18 protein-coding genes are annotated in these 17,107 nt (G+C 73.5%); 12 read left to right on the forward strand and 6 right to left on the reverse strand.

The genetic code is table 11. From position 1 onward, the window contains the following. The first annotated feature begins 119 nt into the window (after positions 1–119). From ACZ38L_RS19490 to ACZ38L_RS19530, 9 genes are all read left to right on the forward strand, one after another. Positions 120–509 carry a hypothetical protein gene (locus ACZ38L_RS19490; RefSeq protein ID WP_465694654.1) on the forward strand — a complete coding sequence of 130 codons (390 nt, stop codon included), beginning with the start codon at positions 120–122 and terminating at the stop codon, positions 507–509. A 73-nt stretch (positions 510–582) separates the two neighbouring features. Continuing rightward, positions 583–1,836 (forward strand): aspartate aminotransferase family protein, encoded by a 1,254-nt coding sequence (locus ACZ38L_RS19495; RefSeq protein WP_465694656.1) that lies wholly within the window; start codon positions 583–585, stop codon positions 1,834–1,836. Positions 1,837–1,872: 36 nt separating this feature from the next. Beyond that, entirely contained in the window at positions 1,873–2,733 is an 861-nt protein-coding gene (locus ACZ38L_RS19500; RefSeq protein ID WP_465694659.1) for a TauD/TfdA family dioxygenase, read from the forward strand. Next, positions 2,730–3,497, forward strand: coding sequence for an SDR family oxidoreductase (locus ACZ38L_RS19505; protein WP_465694664.1), 768 nt, complete (start codon positions 2,730–2,732; stop codon positions 3,495–3,497). The genes ACZ38L_RS19500 and ACZ38L_RS19505 overlap by 4 nt, the downstream gene beginning before the upstream one ends. 4 nt (positions 3,498–3,501) lie before the next feature. Then, positions 3,502–4,260 (forward strand): hypothetical protein, encoded by a 759-nt coding sequence (locus ACZ38L_RS19510; RefSeq protein WP_465694668.1) that lies wholly within the window; start codon positions 3,502–3,504, stop codon positions 4,258–4,260. Positions 4,261–4,448: 188 nt separating this feature from the next. After that, on the forward strand, positions 4,449–5,033 hold the full coding sequence (pth, locus tag ACZ38L_RS19515) for an aminoacyl-tRNA hydrolase (protein ID WP_465694672.1): 585 nt from the start codon (positions 4,449–4,451) through the stop codon (positions 5,031–5,033). A gap of 275 nt (positions 5,034–5,308) precedes the next feature. Next, entirely contained in the window at positions 5,309–5,623 is a 315-nt protein-coding gene (locus ACZ38L_RS19520; RefSeq protein WP_465694674.1) for a hypothetical protein, read from the forward strand. Between the two features lie 213 nt (positions 5,624–5,836). After that, positions 5,837–6,247 carry a hypothetical protein gene (locus ACZ38L_RS19525; RefSeq protein ID WP_465694678.1) on the forward strand — a complete coding sequence of 137 codons (411 nt, stop codon included), beginning with the start codon at positions 5,837–5,839 and terminating at the stop codon, positions 6,245–6,247. A 42-nt stretch (positions 6,248–6,289) separates the two neighbouring features. Continuing rightward, complete coding sequence (locus ACZ38L_RS19530; protein WP_465694682.1) at positions 6,290–6,838, forward strand: hypothetical protein; 549 nt, start codon at positions 6,290–6,292, stop codon at positions 6,836–6,838. Positions 6,839–6,902: 64 nt separating this feature from the next. Here the strand turns inward: ACZ38L_RS19530 and ACZ38L_RS19535 are convergent, their stop codons facing one another. The 4 genes from ACZ38L_RS19535 to ACZ38L_RS19550 are packed head-to-tail and all read right to left on the reverse strand — an operon-like array spanning position 6,903 to position 11,086. After that, positions 6,903–7,724, reverse strand: coding sequence for a class I SAM-dependent methyltransferase (locus ACZ38L_RS19535; protein WP_465694685.1), 822 nt, complete (start codon positions 7,722–7,724; stop codon positions 6,903–6,905). A gap of 26 nt (positions 7,725–7,750) precedes the next feature. After that, positions 7,751–8,512 carry an SDR family NAD(P)-dependent oxidoreductase gene (locus ACZ38L_RS19540; RefSeq protein ID WP_465694689.1) on the reverse strand — a complete coding sequence of 254 codons (762 nt, stop codon included), beginning with the start codon at positions 8,510–8,512 and terminating at the stop codon, positions 7,751–7,753. Next, positions 8,505–9,938: an aldehyde dehydrogenase family protein gene (locus tag ACZ38L_RS19545; RefSeq protein ID WP_465694692.1), complete on the reverse strand. Its 1,434-nt coding sequence runs from the start codon at positions 9,936–9,938 to the stop codon at positions 8,505–8,507. The genes ACZ38L_RS19540 and ACZ38L_RS19545 overlap by 8 nt, the downstream gene beginning before the upstream one ends. Then, positions 9,938–11,086, reverse strand: a complete 1,149-nt coding sequence (locus tag ACZ38L_RS19550; RefSeq protein WP_465694696.1) for an AMP-binding protein — start codon at positions 11,084–11,086, stop codon at positions 9,938–9,940. Before ACZ38L_RS19550 ends, ACZ38L_RS19545 begins: the two co-directional genes overlap by 1 nt. A gap of 595 nt (positions 11,087–11,681) precedes the next feature. Here ACZ38L_RS19550 and ACZ38L_RS19555 point away from each other — a divergent pair. After that, entirely contained in the window at positions 11,682–13,481 is a 1,800-nt protein-coding gene (locus ACZ38L_RS19555; protein ID WP_465694700.1) for an alkaline phosphatase family protein, read from the forward strand. Between the two features lie 87 nt (positions 13,482–13,568). Here ACZ38L_RS19555 and ACZ38L_RS19560 read toward each other — a convergent pair whose 3' ends face one another. Continuing rightward, positions 13,569–14,261 (reverse strand): uracil-DNA glycosylase, encoded by a 693-nt coding sequence (locus ACZ38L_RS19560; RefSeq protein WP_465694725.1) that lies wholly within the window; start codon positions 14,259–14,261, stop codon positions 13,569–13,571. Between the two features lie 248 nt (positions 14,262–14,509). Between ACZ38L_RS19560 and ACZ38L_RS19565 the strand changes: the two genes are divergently transcribed. Further along, complete coding sequence (locus ACZ38L_RS19565) at positions 14,510–14,647, forward strand: hypothetical protein (RefSeq protein WP_465694704.1); 138 nt, start codon at positions 14,510–14,512, stop codon at positions 14,645–14,647. A gap of 37 nt (positions 14,648–14,684) precedes the next feature. On the opposite strand, the gene ACZ38L_RS19570 is transcribed toward ACZ38L_RS19565, so the two are convergent. Next, entirely contained in the window at positions 14,685–16,079 is a 1,395-nt protein-coding gene (locus ACZ38L_RS19570; protein ID WP_465694709.1) for an NADP-dependent succinic semialdehyde dehydrogenase, read from the reverse strand. A 93-nt stretch (positions 16,080–16,172) separates the two neighbouring features. Here ACZ38L_RS19570 and ACZ38L_RS19575 point away from each other — a divergent pair, with 93 nt between their 5' ends. Beyond that, the gene (locus tag ACZ38L_RS19575) at positions 16,173–16,973 is read left to right on the forward strand and encodes a DNA-formamidopyrimidine glycosylase family protein (protein ID WP_465694713.1); all 801 of its coding nucleotides are present in this window, start codon (positions 16,173–16,175) and stop codon (positions 16,971–16,973) included. Positions 16,974–17,107: the final 134 nt, after the last annotated feature.

Genomic DNA, 17,107 nt, shown 5'->3' on the forward strand with positions numbered 1-17,107 from the left:
AAGAAGCACCGAGCCCGCCACCCCCCGCACAAAAAAAACGCCGCCTCTCCCTTCGTTTTTTTCCGCGCCCCCCCCCCCCCCGGCCAGCGACGACCTTCGCGTTCTCGCACGTCGACACGGTGGCCGCGGGGATCGCGGCGATCGCGACGAACCCGTACGCCGCGCCCGGCGTCTACCACGTCGAGACCCCCTACCAGGTACCCCACGACGAGCTGGTCGGATGGCTCGTCGAGTACGGCCACCCGGTCGTGCTGACCGACGACGACACCTTCGCCCGGGCCATGGTCCGCGCCGAACGGACCCATCCGACCGAGGCCCGGCTGGCGTCGGCGTGGTCCCAACTCGACGACCGCAACGTCTCCTTCGACAGCTCCTACACGACATCCGTGCTCGGCCGGGTCGGCGTGCGCTTCGCGGCACCGACCCCGCAGTGGTGGTCCGCCGCCCTGTCGTGGGCGACCGAGGCGGGTTTCCTCCCCCAGGCCGTGCTCTCCGGCCGGACGGCCTGAGCGGAGCCGTCGCCGCAGTCCCGTTCCCGCGCGTCCCACCGAACAGCGTCCCGCCGAACAGAGGGTAGGTCCCGTGTCCCAGCTTTCCCCGGTGCTCAAGCAAGCCACGTCCGTCATCGCCACCCGAGGCGAGGGGATCCACCTCTTCGACGCCGACGGTCGGCGCTATCTCGACTTCACCTCCGGCGTCGGGGTGACCAGCACGGGCCACTGCCACCCGCGGGTGGTGGAGGCGGTACGGCGACAGGCCGGCCAGCTGATCCACGGGCAGTACACCACCGTGCTGCACGAGCCGCTGCTGACGCTGACCGAGCGGCTCGGAGAGGTGCTGCCCGAGGGCCTGGACTCGCTGTTCTACGTCGCCTCCGGCAGCGAGGCGGTGGAGGCGGCCCTGCGACTCGCCCGGCACGCCACCGGCCGGCCGAACGCGATCGTGTTCGACGGCTCGTTCCACGGGCGCACGATCGGAGCGGCGGCCCTCACCACCGCGGGCAGCCGGTTCCGCGCCGGCATCGGTCCGCTGATCCCCGGCGTCGCGGTCGCGCCGTTCCCCCACGCCTTCCGGCTCGGAATGGGTGGGGAGCAGGCCGTCGAGCACGCCCTGCGTGGTCTCGACCACGTGCTCGCCACCGTCAGCGCACCCGACGAGACCGCCGCGATGTTCGTCGAGCCGGTCCTGGGCGAGGGCGGCTACGTTCCGGCCCCGCCGGGCTTCCTGGCCGGACTGCGCGAACGCGCGGACCGCCACGGGATCCTGCTGGTGCTCGACGAGATCCAGACCGGGTTCGGCCGGACCGGCAGGTTCTGGGCCCACGAGCACGACGACGTGGTGCCGGACATCCTGCTCACGGCCAAGGGGCTCGCCAGCGGTTTCCCGCTCTCCGCGATCGCCGCGCCGACCGCGCTGATGCGGCGGGCCTGGCCGGGTTCGCAGGGCGGGACCTATGGCGGGAACGCCGTGGCCTGCGCCGCCGCGCTCGCGACGCTCGACGTGATCCGCACCGAACGCCTGGTGGAGAACGCCGCCGAACAGGGCCGGCGCCTGATCGACGGGCTGCGCAAGGTCGCCGCCGGCGCCCCGGCCGTCGCCGACGTGCGCGGACTCGGGCTCATGGTGGGCAACGAGTTCTGCCACCCGGACGGATCCCCCGATCCAGCCGGCGCGAAGCGCGCCCAACAGGCGGCCGCCGACCTCGGTCTCCTGCTGCTGACCTGCGGCGTGCACCTGAACGTCGTGCGGATGATTCCGGCCCTGGTCGTCACCGCCGAGCAGATCGACGAGGCGGTGGCGCTGTGGGCGAAGGCCGTGTCCGTGGCGACCGACTGAGGACCGGGGACCGACGAGAGAGGAACGATCCACGACATGTCCGATGACACGGTGACCGAGATCGGCTGGAGCAGTGCGGATCTGGAGGCTCGACGTGGGCGCTGGTCGATGTCGCTCGGCGACGGCGACCGGCGGCTCCTCTGGACCGACTCGCAGGCCGGGCGGTGGGATCGAGCCGAGGGGGTGCGCGAGGCGCTGCACACCTTCGTGCTCGGCAGCATCAGGTCCGTGGGCTTCGCGCACGTCCGCAACCTGATCGACCCGTCCGCCCCCGAGGACGACGTCGTGGCGGGACTGTCCTTCGTGCTGCGGGAGTTCGGGGAGATCGTCGCCCAGAACGCCCAGGGCGACCTGACCCAGGTGCTCCGCGACTTGGACGGTGACGGCGCGACCGAACTGGGGTTCCACTGCGACACCTGCGACCTGCTCGTCCTGCTCTGCCTGCAACCCGCGGTGCGGGGCGGCGGATTCACCAAGCTGGCCAGCGCGCGCCACGTTCGCGACATCATCGAGCGGGAACGGCCGGACGTCCTCACCACGCTCGGTGAGGAGTGGACCTTCGACCGGACCGGCCGGGTCGGCGAGCAGGTCATCGTCTCGCCGATCCTCTTCACCCAACCGGACGGGACCGTGGGCTGCTACTACCAGACCCGCACCGTGCGGATGTCTCCCGAACGCGGCGGCCCGCCGCTGAGCGCACGCCAGTGGGAGGCCCTCGGTGTGCTCGACGAGGTCCTCTACCGGCCGGAGATCGCCTTCGGCCTGGCCATGGCGGCCGGTGACCTGCTGATCATCCGCAACAGCCGGGTGCTGCACGGGCGTTCGCCTTACGTCGACGAGCCCGGCCGCAACTCCCGCCGGATGCTCCGGGTCTGGATGAACACGGAGGTGTTGTGACCGCCGACGCAGCGGGAAACGGCAAGGTCGGCATCGTCACCGGTGGCGGCGGTGGGATCGGCCGGGCGAGCGCGCTCGCGCTGCTCGACGCGGGCTGGTCGATCGCGGTGGCCGGCCGGCGGAAGGAAGCGCTGGAGGAGACCGTCGCCCTCGCGAGGGTCGACCCACGGCGGACCGCCGCCGTCCCGACCGACATCAGGAACCCCGACGAGGTCGCCGCCCTGTTCCGGAGCGTCCGCGAACGCTTCGGTCGGGTGGACCTGCTGTTCAACAACGCGGGCGCGGCCACCCCGCGCCGGCCGATCGTGGACGTGCCCTTCGCGGACTGGAGCCAGGTGATGGACACCACGGTCACCGGCACCTTCCTCTGCGCGCAGGAGGCCTTCCGCACCATGCGGTCGCAGTCACCGTCCGGCGGACGCATAATCAACAACGGTGCCCCGTCGGCCCATTCGCCGCGGCCCAACTCCATCGCCTACACCACGGCCAAACACGCCGTGCTCGGACTGACCCGGGCACTCTCGCTGGACGGCCGGCAGTACGGCATCGCGTGCGGGCAGATCGACGTCGGGAACGTGGCTCCGGTGGACGGGAGCCCGCAGCCGCCCGCCATGCAGGCCGACGGGACGATGGCGGTGGAGGCGACGATTCCGGTGGAACGCTTCACCGAGGCGCTGCTGTTGATGGCGTCGATGCCGTTGGACACCAACGTGCAGTTCCTCACCGTCCTGCCGACGACGATGCCGTTCATCGGAAGGGGCTGACCGGATGCTCGTCAGCGCCCGATCCTTCGACGAGTACCGGGCGATGTTCGCGCTGTCGGACCACGACCTCTCGCTGCGGATCCTGGACTGCCCGGGCGGGGCGGCGAGCTTCGTGGCACTGGCCGGGGCGCGCGGCACGGACGCCGTCGCGGTCGACCCCCAGTACGGTCACCACCGGGACCAGCTGGGCGCGTTGGTGCTACGCGAGATCGAGCACAAGCACGCGTTCCTGGTGGAGAACGCGTCGAGCTTCGTCTGGACCTGGTTCGGGGACGTCGAACGCTACACCCGACTGCGCGCCCGGGCCGCGCGCACCTTCGCCGCCGACCTCAGCGCGCGTCCGGACCGCTACGTCGACGCCGCCCTGCCCCAACTGCCCTTCGCTGAAAGGTCATTCGATCTCGTCCTCAGCTCCCACCTGCTGTTCTCCTACGGCGCACAGCTCGACGAGGCGTTCCACCTGGGCGCCCTGCTCGAGCTGGCGCGGGTGGCCCGCCGGCAGGTGCGACTCTTCCCGGTGCTGCTGCACACCAGCGACCGGCGGTACGACGCGCTCGACCGCATCCGACGGGAGCTGGCCGGCTACGGCATCCCGACCTGGCTGGAGCGGGTCGACTACGAGTTCCAGCGTGGGGGCAACGAGGCACTCGTGCTGGACTGCGGCGACCACGGCAGGCTCCCGCGGGCGAATCCCGCCGTCCGCCGCCGTGCCGCCGGCAGTTCCGATCCGGTGCGGTGGAGACACCTCGACGCACGTCCGTGACCCCCGGCGTGGTCCGGGCCGAAGTCGCCCTCGGTGTCGGCGCCGGTGGGTCCCGGTCGGTGCCCGTGGCAGTGCGTCGGCGCTGGTAGGCTCGCTGGTCCGGCCGGACGGGGCGTCCGGCGTCTTCACCACCGGCCGAGTGCCGGGGCCGCAGCCGGTGGTGAACTGGTACCTGGGGGTTCGCGTCGATGAAGGCTGAAGAGCGCTGGCTGGTCGCGGGGCTCGGCAACCCCGGACCCTGGTTCGGCGGGACGCGGCACAACGCCGGGTTCCTGGTCGTCGACCGGCTCGCGGAGCGTCACGGCGCCAGGTTCAAGCTGCGGGGGATCAGCTGCCGGGTCGCGGAGATCGAGGTCGACGGCCGTCGGGTGGTCCTTGCCAAGCCGCTCTGGTTCATCAACCTGTCCGGCCGCCCGGTCGCCTCCATGCTGCGGGCGCACGGCGTGCCGACCGAGCGCCTGCTGGTGGTGCAGGACGAGCTGGACTTCCCCTTCGGCGTCATCCGGTTGAAGCGCGGCGGCGGTCCGGGTGGACACAACGGGACACGTTCGGTCGGTGACGTGCTGGGAACGCGCGACTTCCTCCGGCTCCGTTTCGGGCTCGGACGCCCGCCGAAGGGCCAGCCGGTCGGGAAGTTCGTCCTCCAGGAGTTCTCGCCGGCCGAGCAGGCGGCCCCGCCGACCCTGCTGGACCGCTGTGCGAACGCCGTCGAGGCGCTGGTGGTCCGCGGCCTGAACCGGGCACAGGACGCGCTGCACACCGCCGACGCATGAGCCGTGGCCGTCCCGTCGCGGACGGTGAACGAGGCGGGTGCCGTTCCCGCTCGCCAGGAGCGCGGCCGGCGACCAGCATGGAAGTAGCGGGGCGGTGCCCCGAATCCCCGTTCGCGGAGGTGAACTGCGATGACTCTGCCCGCACGGCACCGAGGCCGGCAAGGTCAGGGCGTCGCTCGCCGGCGGAGTCCTGACGGTCACCATGCCCGGGGCGAGGACGGCCAGGCAGCGCCACGTCGAGACCGCGTCCCGACCTCACCTCCCACCCCCGCTCCATGACCGAGAGCGAGATCAGGCTCAAGGCCATCGCGGCGCTCACGGGGCTGCGCAGCGGTGTCGGGACCGACTACGTCTCGGACCTGCTCGGCGAGGTGATCCCCGACCACTTCCTGGTGCCGGTCGGCGCGGACGCGAGGGAGGTCGGGATGTCCGTGCTGAGCCAGCTCTCCGAACCGCTGAGTGCCCTGGTCAGCGGGTTCGTCATGGCGTTCGAGGCGGTTGCGGACGCCTACGACGAGACGGAACCCACGACCTCGACGGAGGGGATCCTGCAGGCGCTCGCCCTCGAGATCGCACGGGAGGGTGAGTGATCCGACGGCCGCAGCCCCGCACCGAGGGGCTTGCCAACGCCGACGAGGCTGGAGTATATGACCGGTATGCGTGGATATGCGTCGACAGAGGAGCGCGAGCGCGAGGCCGATCCGTACGAGCCTCTTCCGTGAGCGGGACCGGCAGGAGGCCACGCGCCCGCCCGTGGGCGACCGGCTGACGAACAGCATGCGCGGGTGGAGGAGGTGGACCCGGTGATCACGGAACTTGCCCTGGAGCGTGCGGAGTTCACGTGTGGCCACTGCTGGAACCGGTGGAGCATCGACTATGACGTCCAGCACTACCGCGACCTGGAAGGGGACGACTGGGAGTACTTCTCGCGGGACGGCGTCGTGGTGGACTCCCCGTACACCCCCGCGGGTGCCCCGCCGTGCCCGGAGTGCGGACGGCGCTGGGTGGGCCGGATCGTGGCGCGCCGGTTGATCCCGATGCCGCCGGGCCCCACCGGCACGCCCCGCCAGCAGATCGGGGACCGCGTCGGGCACCGGTCCGAGCGTCATGGCGCGCCGCTGCTGGCCGCCCAGGCCCACGTCCAGCCCGTACAGCTCGGACCACCCGATGCCGAGCGCCGGACCGCGGGCACCGGCTGGCCGGCCGGCGGCTGACCGGGCGGACGAAGCGGCGACGGAGCGGGAGAGGAAGGAGCGATGGCCAGGCTGACGGCCGAGGGTGACCGGCTGCTGGTCCGGCTGGCCTGGTGGGAGCGGGCCGCAGCCCGGCACGGTGACATCAGGGTGCCGCTGGCGGCGGTGGACCGGATCGCCGCCCAGCCGGAACCGTGGCGCGCGCTGCGGGGTGAACGGGAGAGCGGCCTGCTGATTCCCGGTGCGCTCTGCCTGGGGGTGTGGCGGCATCCGGGTGGGCGGGACTTCTTCGCCGTCCGTCCCCGGCGTGGCGGTGTGGTCTGCGTCGATCTGCGCCGGCCCGCGCCGTTCGCCAGGATCGCCGTCACCTCGGCGTTCCCGGAGCCGACGGTGGCCGCGCTGCGGGCCGCGACGAGCCGAGCGAGCACCGTCGGGAGCACCGCGGAACCCGATCGCGGCGCCGGACGACCCGAGGCGGAGCCGGGCGGCGCGCCCGTGACGGCGCCGGTCGGTGTGTCGCCCCGGCCCGGGAAGCACGGTTCGGGGAAGCACGGGCCCGGGAGACACGGTTCGGGGAAGCACGCCGCCCCCGCGGCGGGTGCCCTCGCGTGAGTCCCGGCGGCTTGTGGGGGCCTGGGTCCGGGTCGGACCCGGATGACCTGGGAGCCGGGGACGCTCAGCGCGGGCGGTAGCCCCAGCTCTGCACGAAGGCGGGCGAGAGGTCCCAGAAGCCGGGGTCCTGCAGGCAGTCCAGCGCCGCGGTCAGCGCGTCCTCGGTGAGGTAGCCGCCGTCCAGCAGGGCGGGACCGGCGGCGGCCAGTGTTCGGCGCCAGAAGTCGGCGACGGCGTTGCCGCCCTGCAACTGCGGGACGGCGGTCTCCACGCCCAGCCGGTCCAGCCCGGCCGCCCGCAGCGGCAGCGGATGGCTGCGCGACCAGCGGGCGTCGGTGCCGATCCGGTCGCGGGTCAGCCGGCAGTGCGCGTCCATCGCCTGCCGGTAGTCCTCGTGCGGCGAGGAGTCCAGCGGGAACCAGCCGAACGAACCCAGCACCAGCCGCCCGCCCGGCCGCAGCCAGCGGGCCATCTGGTGCAGGATCTGGCGGCGCCGCGGCAGGTGGCTGAGCACGAAGCGGACGTGGATCAGGTCGAACGAGCCGTCGGGGAACGGGTCGACGGTGACGTCGTGGCGCAGCACGGTGAGGTTGCGCTCGGCCGGCGGCCCGAGCAGCTCGGGCGCCAGGTCGGTGGCGACCACCTCGCCGTCCGGGAGTCGCCGGGAGAGCCAGCGGGCCACCGAGCCGGCGCCGGTGCCGACGTCCAGGCAGCGTGCTCCCGGCGGGATCGGCGCGCTCGCCAGGCAGCGGAAGGTCAGCGGGTCGAAGACCTCGCCGAGGAGCCGCAGCCGCCGGTGTTCCGGCTCGTCCAGCCGGAACAGGTGGTCGCCGTAGCGTTCGGTGCGGATTGCCTCGGGGGCGAGGCGGCGGGTACCGCTGGGCATCTGTCGTCCTTCCTGGCGCGCTTGGGTCAGATCGGCCGCGACGCGGCCGGGAGGATGCTGCCGAGTCCGCCGTCCACGGTGAGCACGGTCCCGGTCACCGCGGCGGCGAGCGGGCCGGCCAGGAAGGCGATCGCGGCGGCGACCTCCTCGGGCGCCACCAGGCGGCGGATCGGCATCCGGGCCCGCAGGCCGTCCAGCGCCGCCGGTGGATCGGCCGACGAGGCGGCGAGCGCGGCGATCGCCGGGGTGTCGGTGGTGCCCGGGCTCACCGCGTTGACCCGGATCCCCTCGCCGACCAGGTCGGCCGCCATGGCCAGGGTCAGCGCGTGCACCGCGCCCTTGCTGGCCGCGTACATCGCCCGGTCCGGCAGCCCGGTGGTCGCCACCATCGAGCAGAGGTTGACGATGGCCGGGTGCGCCGAGCGGCGCAGGTGCGGCAGGGCGGCCCGGCTGGCGCACACCATGCCGAGCACGTTGACCTCGTACACCTGTCGCCACAGCGTGAGCGGGTGCTGCTCGACGCCGCCGACCCCGCCCGCCACGGCCGCGTTGTTGACCAGCACGTCGAGCCCGCCCTGGGCCGCGGCCGCCGCGTCCACGGCGGCCCGCACGGCCGCCTCGTCGCGCAGGTCGGCGGCCACCGCCCGGGCCGGTGTCGGTACCCGGGACGGGTCGAGGTCCAGCGCGGTCACTCTGGCACCGCGCTCGACGAGGGCCCGCACGGTGGCCAGGCCGATCCCGGAACCGCCGCCGGTCACCACGGCGGACCGGCCGACCAGGTCACTCATCGGTCAACTCATTTTCACTGAGGTGGAGTTGCTGGTCAGTCAGGGGCTTTGCCCGCATCAGGAACTCGCCCGGGTAGCCGTCGTGCGGCGAGCCGGCGGGCCAGTCCCAGGTCGGGGTGGGCCCGCGGTGCAGCAGCCGGATGGTCGGGTCGGCGACGCACCGGCCGAAGAAGTGGTCGTCCGCGCCGAGCACGGTGAGCGCGAGCGAACCACGCAGCGGCCGCACGCCGTCCCGGGGTGACCAGGGCAGTACCCAGACGCACGGGAACGGCAGCTCCACCCCGGCCGCCGGATGGTCGACGCGGTCGAGCAGGAACACCGCCGGGCGCAGCGCCGCGCTGCCGTCCCCGAGCTCGGCCACCAGGGCGCCACGCGAGGCCAGTTCGGGCGCGCCGCCGGCCTGCCTCAGCGCGGTGGCGGTGATCGCCCGGGCCCGCTCGGCCGGCAGCACGGGCAGCGCCGCCCGTGGGTGCTCCGGGGGCAGCGCCGGCAACCGGGAGAGCCGGTCCGCGAGCGCCGCGGCGAGCCCGGCCGGATCGTGCTCGGCGAAGACGGCGGTGGCGCTGGTGCAGAGCACCCCGCCCTGGTCGGCGACCGAGGCGGCGACCACGTCCAGCGCCGTCCGCGGGTCGGTGTCGCGGCCGACCAGGATCTTGGCCCGGCCCGGGCCCTCCACCCGCACCCGGGCCCGGTCGCCGTAGCGGGCCTGCAGGTCGGGACCGCCGAAGAGGACGGCGAGGTCGGCGGCGGCCACCAGGGTGTCCACGGTGTCGTGCTCGGTGGGCAGCAGCGAGCAGTACGCCGGGGCCAGGCCGGCCGCCCGCAGGGCGTGCACCAGCCGGCGCGCCGTGAACGGGTCACGGTGCGAGGGCCGCAGCGCGACCCGGTAGCCGAGGCCGAGCGCGGGCAGCCACACGGCGTGCGCGCCCGGGTGGTTGCCGGCCGCGCTGACGGCCAGCGTGCGACCGCGCCGGGACCACAGCGGGCGCCCGGTGCGCAGCGCCTGGCGCCAGTCGGTGGCCACGCCGGCCGGCCGCTGCCGGGCGAGGTCCTCGCGCAGGCCCGCGGTGCAGGAGGCGATCAGCGCCAGGCCACGACGGGCCACCGTGCTCGGCGCGCCGGAGCACCTGGCCTGGGCGTGGCAGTAGTCCTCCGGGGACTCGCCCGCCAGCGTGGCGGTGGCGAACAGCTCGCCGGCGGTGGCGATGGCGGCGAGTCGGTCGTCGGTGCGCTGGCCCGGTGCGGCCACCTGCTCGGCCAGGACCTGGCGGACCAGCAGTCCCGGCGCGAGCGAGAGGTCGGCGAGGTGCTCGCCGCTGACCGAGCGGATCGGGCGGCGCAGCAGCGACCGGTGCTCGCCGGACGGCCGGACCACGTCCACCGCGGTCACGGTCGACCGGTTCACCCGGGCCCGCCCGAGCAGCATCAGTACACCCCTTCGAGGACTCCGGCGGGCCACTGCCCGATCGGGCGCACCCGGGCCACGCCGTCCCACGGGAACGCCGGCACCGGGGCGATCCGCATCGCCAGGTCGCGCTCCAGCGACTGCGGCAGCAGGAAGTCGCGGTTCAGGTGGTGGATCCGCACCTGGCCGGTCTCGCCGTAGCCGACCTCCGCACCGGTGGCGGGATCGACCACCGACAGCATGGTGTAGGGGTGGTACGGCTGGAACACGCACGGTTCCGAATCACCGTCCTGGCTGGGGCGTTGTGGGGCGGTGCCCATCAGGGTGTTCCCGTACAGCCCGACCAGCGCGACCCCCGGCAGCAGCTCCTCACGCACCAGCCGCATGGTCTCCGGATCCATCGCGGTCCCCGCCCAGAGCACGGCCCGCAGCTGCGAGCGCAGCAGGTCGAGCAGCGCGGGCCGGCCGGCGATCTCCTCCAGCAGCGGCGGGGTGGCGAACAGCACGGCGATCGGTTGCGAGCACAGCAACTCCACGGCCTGGTCGGCCAGGTGGGCGACGTACTGCCGTGCGTCGTCCGGGCGGCCCAGGCGCAGGCAGCGGCGGACCCAGCGCGGGTCGAAGTCGACGGTCAGGCAGGGGGCCTGCCAGCGGTCGGCCATCAGCCGGACCAACTGGGCGATCCCGTGCGGGCCGGTCGGCCCGAGGTAGAGCCAACTCGCCCTGCCCAGACCGTCGTCGGCGTGCTGGGCGAGCAGGTGGCAGGCCCAGCCGGCGATCCGGCCGAAGGCCGTGACGTCGATGATCCGCTTGGGCGGGCCGGTGGTGCCGCCGCTCTCGTAGACGGCGGGCGGCCGGACCCCGGTCAGGCTGCCGCGCGGGACCAGGTCGGCCACCGGCACCGTGCGCCACTCCTCGGCGACGTCGGGGAAGAGCAGCAGATCGGCGGGGGACTTGACGTCGGTCCGCGGGTCGAAGGGCAGGCAGCGTGCCTTCCGCAGCCAGTACGGCGAGCCGGTGCGCGGGCCGAAGTGCCAGCGCATCGCCAGCTGGACCAGCTCGTCGGGCGAGGGTGGGGCGTCGAAGGGGCGCTCGAAGTCGGCGGTGTCGCCGAAGCCGGTGCCGGGCTGGGCGTCGCAGACGCCGGCGAGGTCGGAACGGGTGGTCATCTCGGGCTCCTGGGAGACGTGCGGGCAGGTACGGGCCGTGGGACCGGGCCGGATGCCGCCATCGGCGCCCGGCCCGGACGGCGGTCCGCGCGGGCGCGCCTCAGGCCAGGGTCGGGTGGCCGAAGCAGGTGTCGATCTTCTGGTCGAGGAACTGGCCGTCGGTGGGACGCGACACGGGATTCCACCTCTCTGGGTAGGCAGGGCAGCGGCCCTGGGGACGGAGGCCTCCCGGCCGCGGGCAGCGCGCGGCGGCCGGAAGTCCGGCGTGGGAGCCGGGAACACCGACCGGGGGAGGAGGCGGGGGACGGGACGGGAGATCGGGAGCGAGCGCTGCACGGACCGGTCGGGACCAGGGTGGTACCGCCCGATCGCGCCTGTCCGACTACGAATTGTGACAGAAATGAAACACAACGCAACGACCGCTGGTGCGGCGTGCCCCGGGACGGGCGTTCCGAGCGGCATCTCTTGCGCCGGTGTTGGCCTGGCGTTCCCCGCCCGGACAGCCGGGACCGTTAGCAATGACCCGGCACTGACGGACGTTCACCTCGGCCGGTCGCACCAGGCCGGTCACACCAACCAGGATGGGTTACCGGAGATGAGACGACTTTGGCGAGCGCTCGGTTGCGTATTCGCCCTGTTGGGTGCGCTGCTCGCGGTGACGCCCGCGAGCGCGGGCGCGGATACCACCAGCGGGAACCTGATCGTTGACGGCGACGCCGAGGCCGGGTACTGCACCACCGACTGGACCGCGGCCACCACCATGCCGGGCTGGACGGTGCTGTCCGGCAGCCCGGACGTCATCTGCTACTCGGCGGGGAGCTTCGCCCACCCGGCCGGTCCCGCGCCCGGCACGGCGTTCTTCGCCCCCGGCAACCAGGGTGACGGCGCGATGGAGCAGACCGTCGACGTCTCCTCCGCGGCCACCGTGATCGACGGCGGCGGCGTCAGCTACAACCTGTCCGGCTGGCTGGGCGGTTGGACCACCTACGCGGGCTACGTCCAGGTCTCGCTGCAGTTCCGGAACGGCTCGGGCCAGCAGCTCGGCAGCACCGCCGAGCTGCCCACCGTCTCCGCCGCCGACCGCTCCGACGCCACCTCGTTCCTGGCCCGCAGCAGCACCGGCGCCGTCCCGGCCGGTACCCGCTCGGTCCTGGTCGAGGTGCAGTTCCTGCAGAGCTCCGGGGAGTCGGGCTACCTGGACAACCTGTCGCTGACCCTGTCCACTCCCGTCACCGCGGCCGCCCTCACCCCGCCGGTCTCCAAGGTGCCCGGCTATGACCACGTCTTCATGGTCATGATGGAGAACACCGACTACTCGGAGGTGATGAACGACCCGACCGACACGCCCTTCCTGCACAGCCTGATGGCACAGGGCGCGTCGATGTCGAACTACCACGCCGTGTACCACCCCAGTGACGAGAACTACCTCGCCGTCGCGGGCGGCGACACCTACACCACCGGCGCGACCTACTGGCCGCACGTCAATGACCCGGGCACCAACCTGGGCGACCGGATCGAGGCGGCCGGCAAGACCTGGAAGGCGTACGAGCAGGGGATGGGCACCCCCTGCAACACCACCACCCAGTACGACTCCTACTACGAGCCGGACGACGCGCCGTTCATCAACTACACCGACGTCAGCGGCAATTCGACCCGCTGCGCGGCCCATCTCTTCGACACCAGCCAGTTGACCACCGATCTGCAGAGCGCGGCCACCACCCCGGCGTTCTCCTGGATCGCCGCCGACGACTACGACGACGGTGAGTCCTCCGGCAACGGCAACGCCACCAGCCTGAAGACCCAGGACGGTTGGCTGAAGCAGACCCTGACGCCGATCCTGCAGTCGCCGGCCTGGACCACCCAGAAGTCGCTGCTGATCGTCACCTGGGACGAGGACAGCAGCCAGCCCGACAATCAGGTGGCCGCGATCGTCGACGGCTCGCAGGGCACCGTCCCGGCCGGCACCACCAGCGCCACGCGCTACGACCACTACAGCACCGCCCGCACCATCGAGGCGGCGCTGGGCCTGCCCGGCATCACCGCCAACGACGCCTACGCGACGCCGCTCAACGACGCCTTCGTCCCGAGCTCCACCCCGGCGCCGACCAGCACGCTGACCACCGGCACGCCGAGCGTGGCCAACGGTGCGAGCGTCACCTTCCAGTACTCGACCCCGGCGTCGACCACCAGCTCGACCAACTGGATCGGGATCTACCCGACCGGGGTGACGCCCGGCCAGCAGTCCTCGCTGAGCTGGCAATACGCCCCGAACGGGAGCGGCAGCCTGACCTTCGGCACCAGCAGCCTCTCCGGTCCCGGCACGTACGCCGTCTGGTACCTCTACAACGACGGCTACACGGCACTGGCGGGCCCGCTCACCCTCACGGTGAGCTGACGACGGGCCGAGCCGACCGCTGAGATCCGCCCGCTCCTCCGGCGCACCCCGGTCGCCGCCGGAGGCACGGGCGGTCGCTTCGCCGGATCAGGCCGGCGGCGTTCCCGGACGGAGGCCCGCCGCCTCGGCTGCCACCTCCAGCGCGTCCAGCAGCATCGGGCGGGTGAGGCGCCCGGTGGAGGTGTTGCGCGGGCTGACGTGGTAGCAGCCGAGCAGCGTCAGCGGCGGCCCGTCGTCCGCCGCGGCCAGGGCGATCCGAGCCCCGTGCGCGAACCCCGGTCGCGGTCTTGGGAGTTGCCAGCCGGCGGTGGCGAGCGCCGGCAGCGTCGCCTGCCAGGCGAAACCGCCGAGCACCAGTACCGCCCGCAACCCGGGCCGGAGCAGGACCAGTTCGCGTTCCAGCCAGGGCCGGCAGGTGGTGCGTTCGACCGCGTTCGGCCGGTTGTCCGGTGGCGCGCAGTGGACCGGGTTGGTGATCCGCACGCCGTACAGTTCCAGCCCGTCGCCGACCCGCTCGGAGACCGGGCGGGAGGCCAGCCCGATCTCGTGGAGCGCGCCGTACAGCAGATCGCCGGACGGATCGCCGGTGAAGATCCGGCCGGTCCGGTTGCCGCCGTGCGCCGCCGGGGCCAGGCCGACCAGCGCCAGCGGGGCGTCCGGCGGTCCGAAGCCGGGCACCGGCCGGGCCCAGTACGTCCAGTCCCGGAAGGCGCGGCGCTTGGTCCGGGCGGCCTCCTCCCGCCAGGCGACCAGCCGCGGGCAGGCCCGGCAGTCGATCATCAGCTCGTCCAGCGTGCTCAGCGAAGCTGCGCCGCGGGCGAGTTCGGCGGGATCGGGGGAGGTTCGGGCCACAGCTGCATGGTAGATCGCCGGCCGCCCGTACCGTGCGCCGTTCGGGGTCATCCCGGCCGCCCGACGGTTGGGATACGACCGATCTGGGTAACGACCAGCCCATGATCGCCCCGGGCCGGCGCAACGCGACCCGGGGCGCTCGCCGGAAACCGATCACCGACCGAAGGAGAGCGCAGATGGAGAACGAGGGTACCGGCCCGGGCGAGCCGGCCGACATGGCGGAACAGGTCCAGCGCGTCGCTCGGGAGGACGAGCCGGTCGACCAGTTCGACGCCGACGACGCCGAGTGGTACGCGGTGCTCGGCGAGGACTGAGCTCGGCGGGGACTGAACCGCACGCGGTGCGAGCCCGTCAGCTCGCGCCGATCCAGACCGTGGTGGCGTTGCAGAACTCGCGGATGCCGTGCCCGGACAGCTCCCGGCCATAGCCGGAGCGCTTCACGCCGCCGAACGGCAGCGCCGGGTGGGAGGCGGTCATCCCGTTGAAGAAGACGCCGCCGGCCTGGATGTCGCGGACGAAGCGCTCCTGTTCCTCCTCGTCCCGGGTCCAGACGTTGGAGCTGAGCCCGAACGGCGTGTCGTTGGCCAGCGCGAGCGCTTCGTCCAGGCTCTCGGCCCGGTAGAGCGTGGCGACCGGGCCGAACGCCTCCTCGTGGTGGATCCGCATCTCCGGCGTGATGCCGGTCAGCACGGTCGGCGGGTAGAACCAGCCGGCCCCCAGTTCGTCCGACCGGTGGCCGCCGTGTTCGATCCGGGCGCCCTTGGCCACGGCGTCGTCGACCAGCTCGGCCAGTTCGTCCAGCCCCTGCCGGGTGGCGATCGGGCCGACCTCGGTGGCCTCCTCCAGCGGGTCACCGATCCGCAGCGCGGCCATCCGGGCGGTGAAGGCGGCGGTGAACTCCTCGTAGACGTCCCCGTGCACGATGAAGCGCTTGGCCGCGATGCAGGACTGGCCGTTGTTCTGCACCCGGGCGGTCACCGCGGTCCGGGCCGCCGCCGCGACGTCCGCCGAGGGCATCACCACGAACGGGTCGCTGCCGCCCAGCTCCAGCACGGTCTTCTTGACCTCGTCGCCGGCCGTCGCGGCCACCGCCCGCCCGGCGCCCTCGCTGCCGGTCAACGTCGCCGCGGCCACCCGCGGGTCGCGCAGCACGGCCTCGACGGCGGCCGACTCGATCAGCAGGGTCTGGAAGCAGCCCAGTGGGAATCCGGCGCCGCGGAACAGGTCCTCCAGGTAGATCGCGGTCTGCGGCACGTTCGAGGCGTGCTTGAGCAGCCCGACGTTGCCCGCCATCAGGGCCGGCGCGGCGAACCGCACCACCTGCCAGAGCGGGAAGTTCCACGGCATCACGGCCAGTACCACGCCGAGCGGGCGGTAGCGCACCCAGGCCCGGGCCGCGCCGGAGTCCTCGACGTCGACGGCGGCCGGGTGCTCGTCGGCGAGCAGCGCGGGCGCGTGCTCGGCGTACCAGCGCATCGCCTTGGCGCACTTGGCGGCCTCGGTGCGGGCGGCGGTGAGCGGCTTGCCCATCTCGGTGGTCATCACCCGGGCGATCGTCTCCCGGTCGGCGTCGAGCAGTTCGGCGGCCCGGTCCAGCAGCTGCGCGCGGCGGTCGAAGTCGGTCAGCCGGTACTGCGCGAAGGTCTCGGTCGCCCGGGCCAGCCGCTCCTCGACGGCGGCGGGGGAGTAGGGCTCGAAGGTCCGCAGGGTGTGCCCGGTCGCCGGGTTCACGGTCGCGATCGCCATCGTCGGCTCCTCTCGACGCGGGCGCTGCCCGCCCATCGAGGGTATCCCCGGCCGGGCGGCGGTGCGGCGCGGCCGGTCGGGCATGCTGGGGGCATGCCCGAGGGTGACTCCGTCTTCCGTACCGCCGCGCGGCTGCACCGGGCGCTGGCCGGCCACGTGCTGACCACGGCCGAGCTGCGGGTCCCCGCGCACGCCACCGCCGACCTCACCGGGCGCGCGGTGCTGGACGTGACGTCCCGCGGCAAGCACCTGCTCACCCGGTTGGACGGCGGCCTCACGCTCCACACCCACCTGCGGATGGACGGGCGGTGGCAGGTGTTCCGGTCCGGCGAGCGGTGGAACGGCGGGCCGGCCTGGCAGATCAGGGCGGTGCTGGGCAATCCGCAGCAGATCGCGGTGGGCTACCGGCTACCGGTGGTCCAGCTGCTGCGCACGGCGGACGAGGCGACGGCCGTCGGTCACCTCGGGCCCGACCTGCTCGGACCGGACTGGGACCAGGTCGAGGCGCTGCGGCGGCTGGCCGCCGACCCGGGCCGCCCGGTCGCCGAGGCTCTGCTGGACCAGCGCAACCTGGCCGGCATCGGCAACGTCTACGCCAACGAGCTGTGCTTCCTGGGCGGGGTCACGCCCTGGTCGGCGGTCGGCGAGCTGCCGGGGCCGGAGCGGGTGCTGGCGCTGGCCCGGCGGCTGCTCCGGCTCGGCTGCGAGCGCCCCGGCCACATCACCACCGGGGAGAGCCGGCCGGACCGGCGCAACTGGGTCTACGGCCGAGCCGGCCGGCCCTGCCTGCGTTGCGGCACGGTGATCCGTACCGCCGACCACGGCGAGCCGACCCACCGGCGAGTGGCGTACTGGTGCCCGCACTGCCAGCGAGGCCCGAGCCCGACCGGCTGAACGGAGGCCCTAGCGGGCTGCCTCCGGGTCAGCGATCCAAGCTCTCGGCTTCCTCCGAATCGCCGGGGGGGGGGGGGGGGGGGGTGGGGGGGGGGGGGGGGGGGGTGGGGGGGGGGGGGGGGGGGGAGAGGGGC

It is taken from the genome of Kitasatospora sp. NPDC024654 (assembly GCF_055559155.1).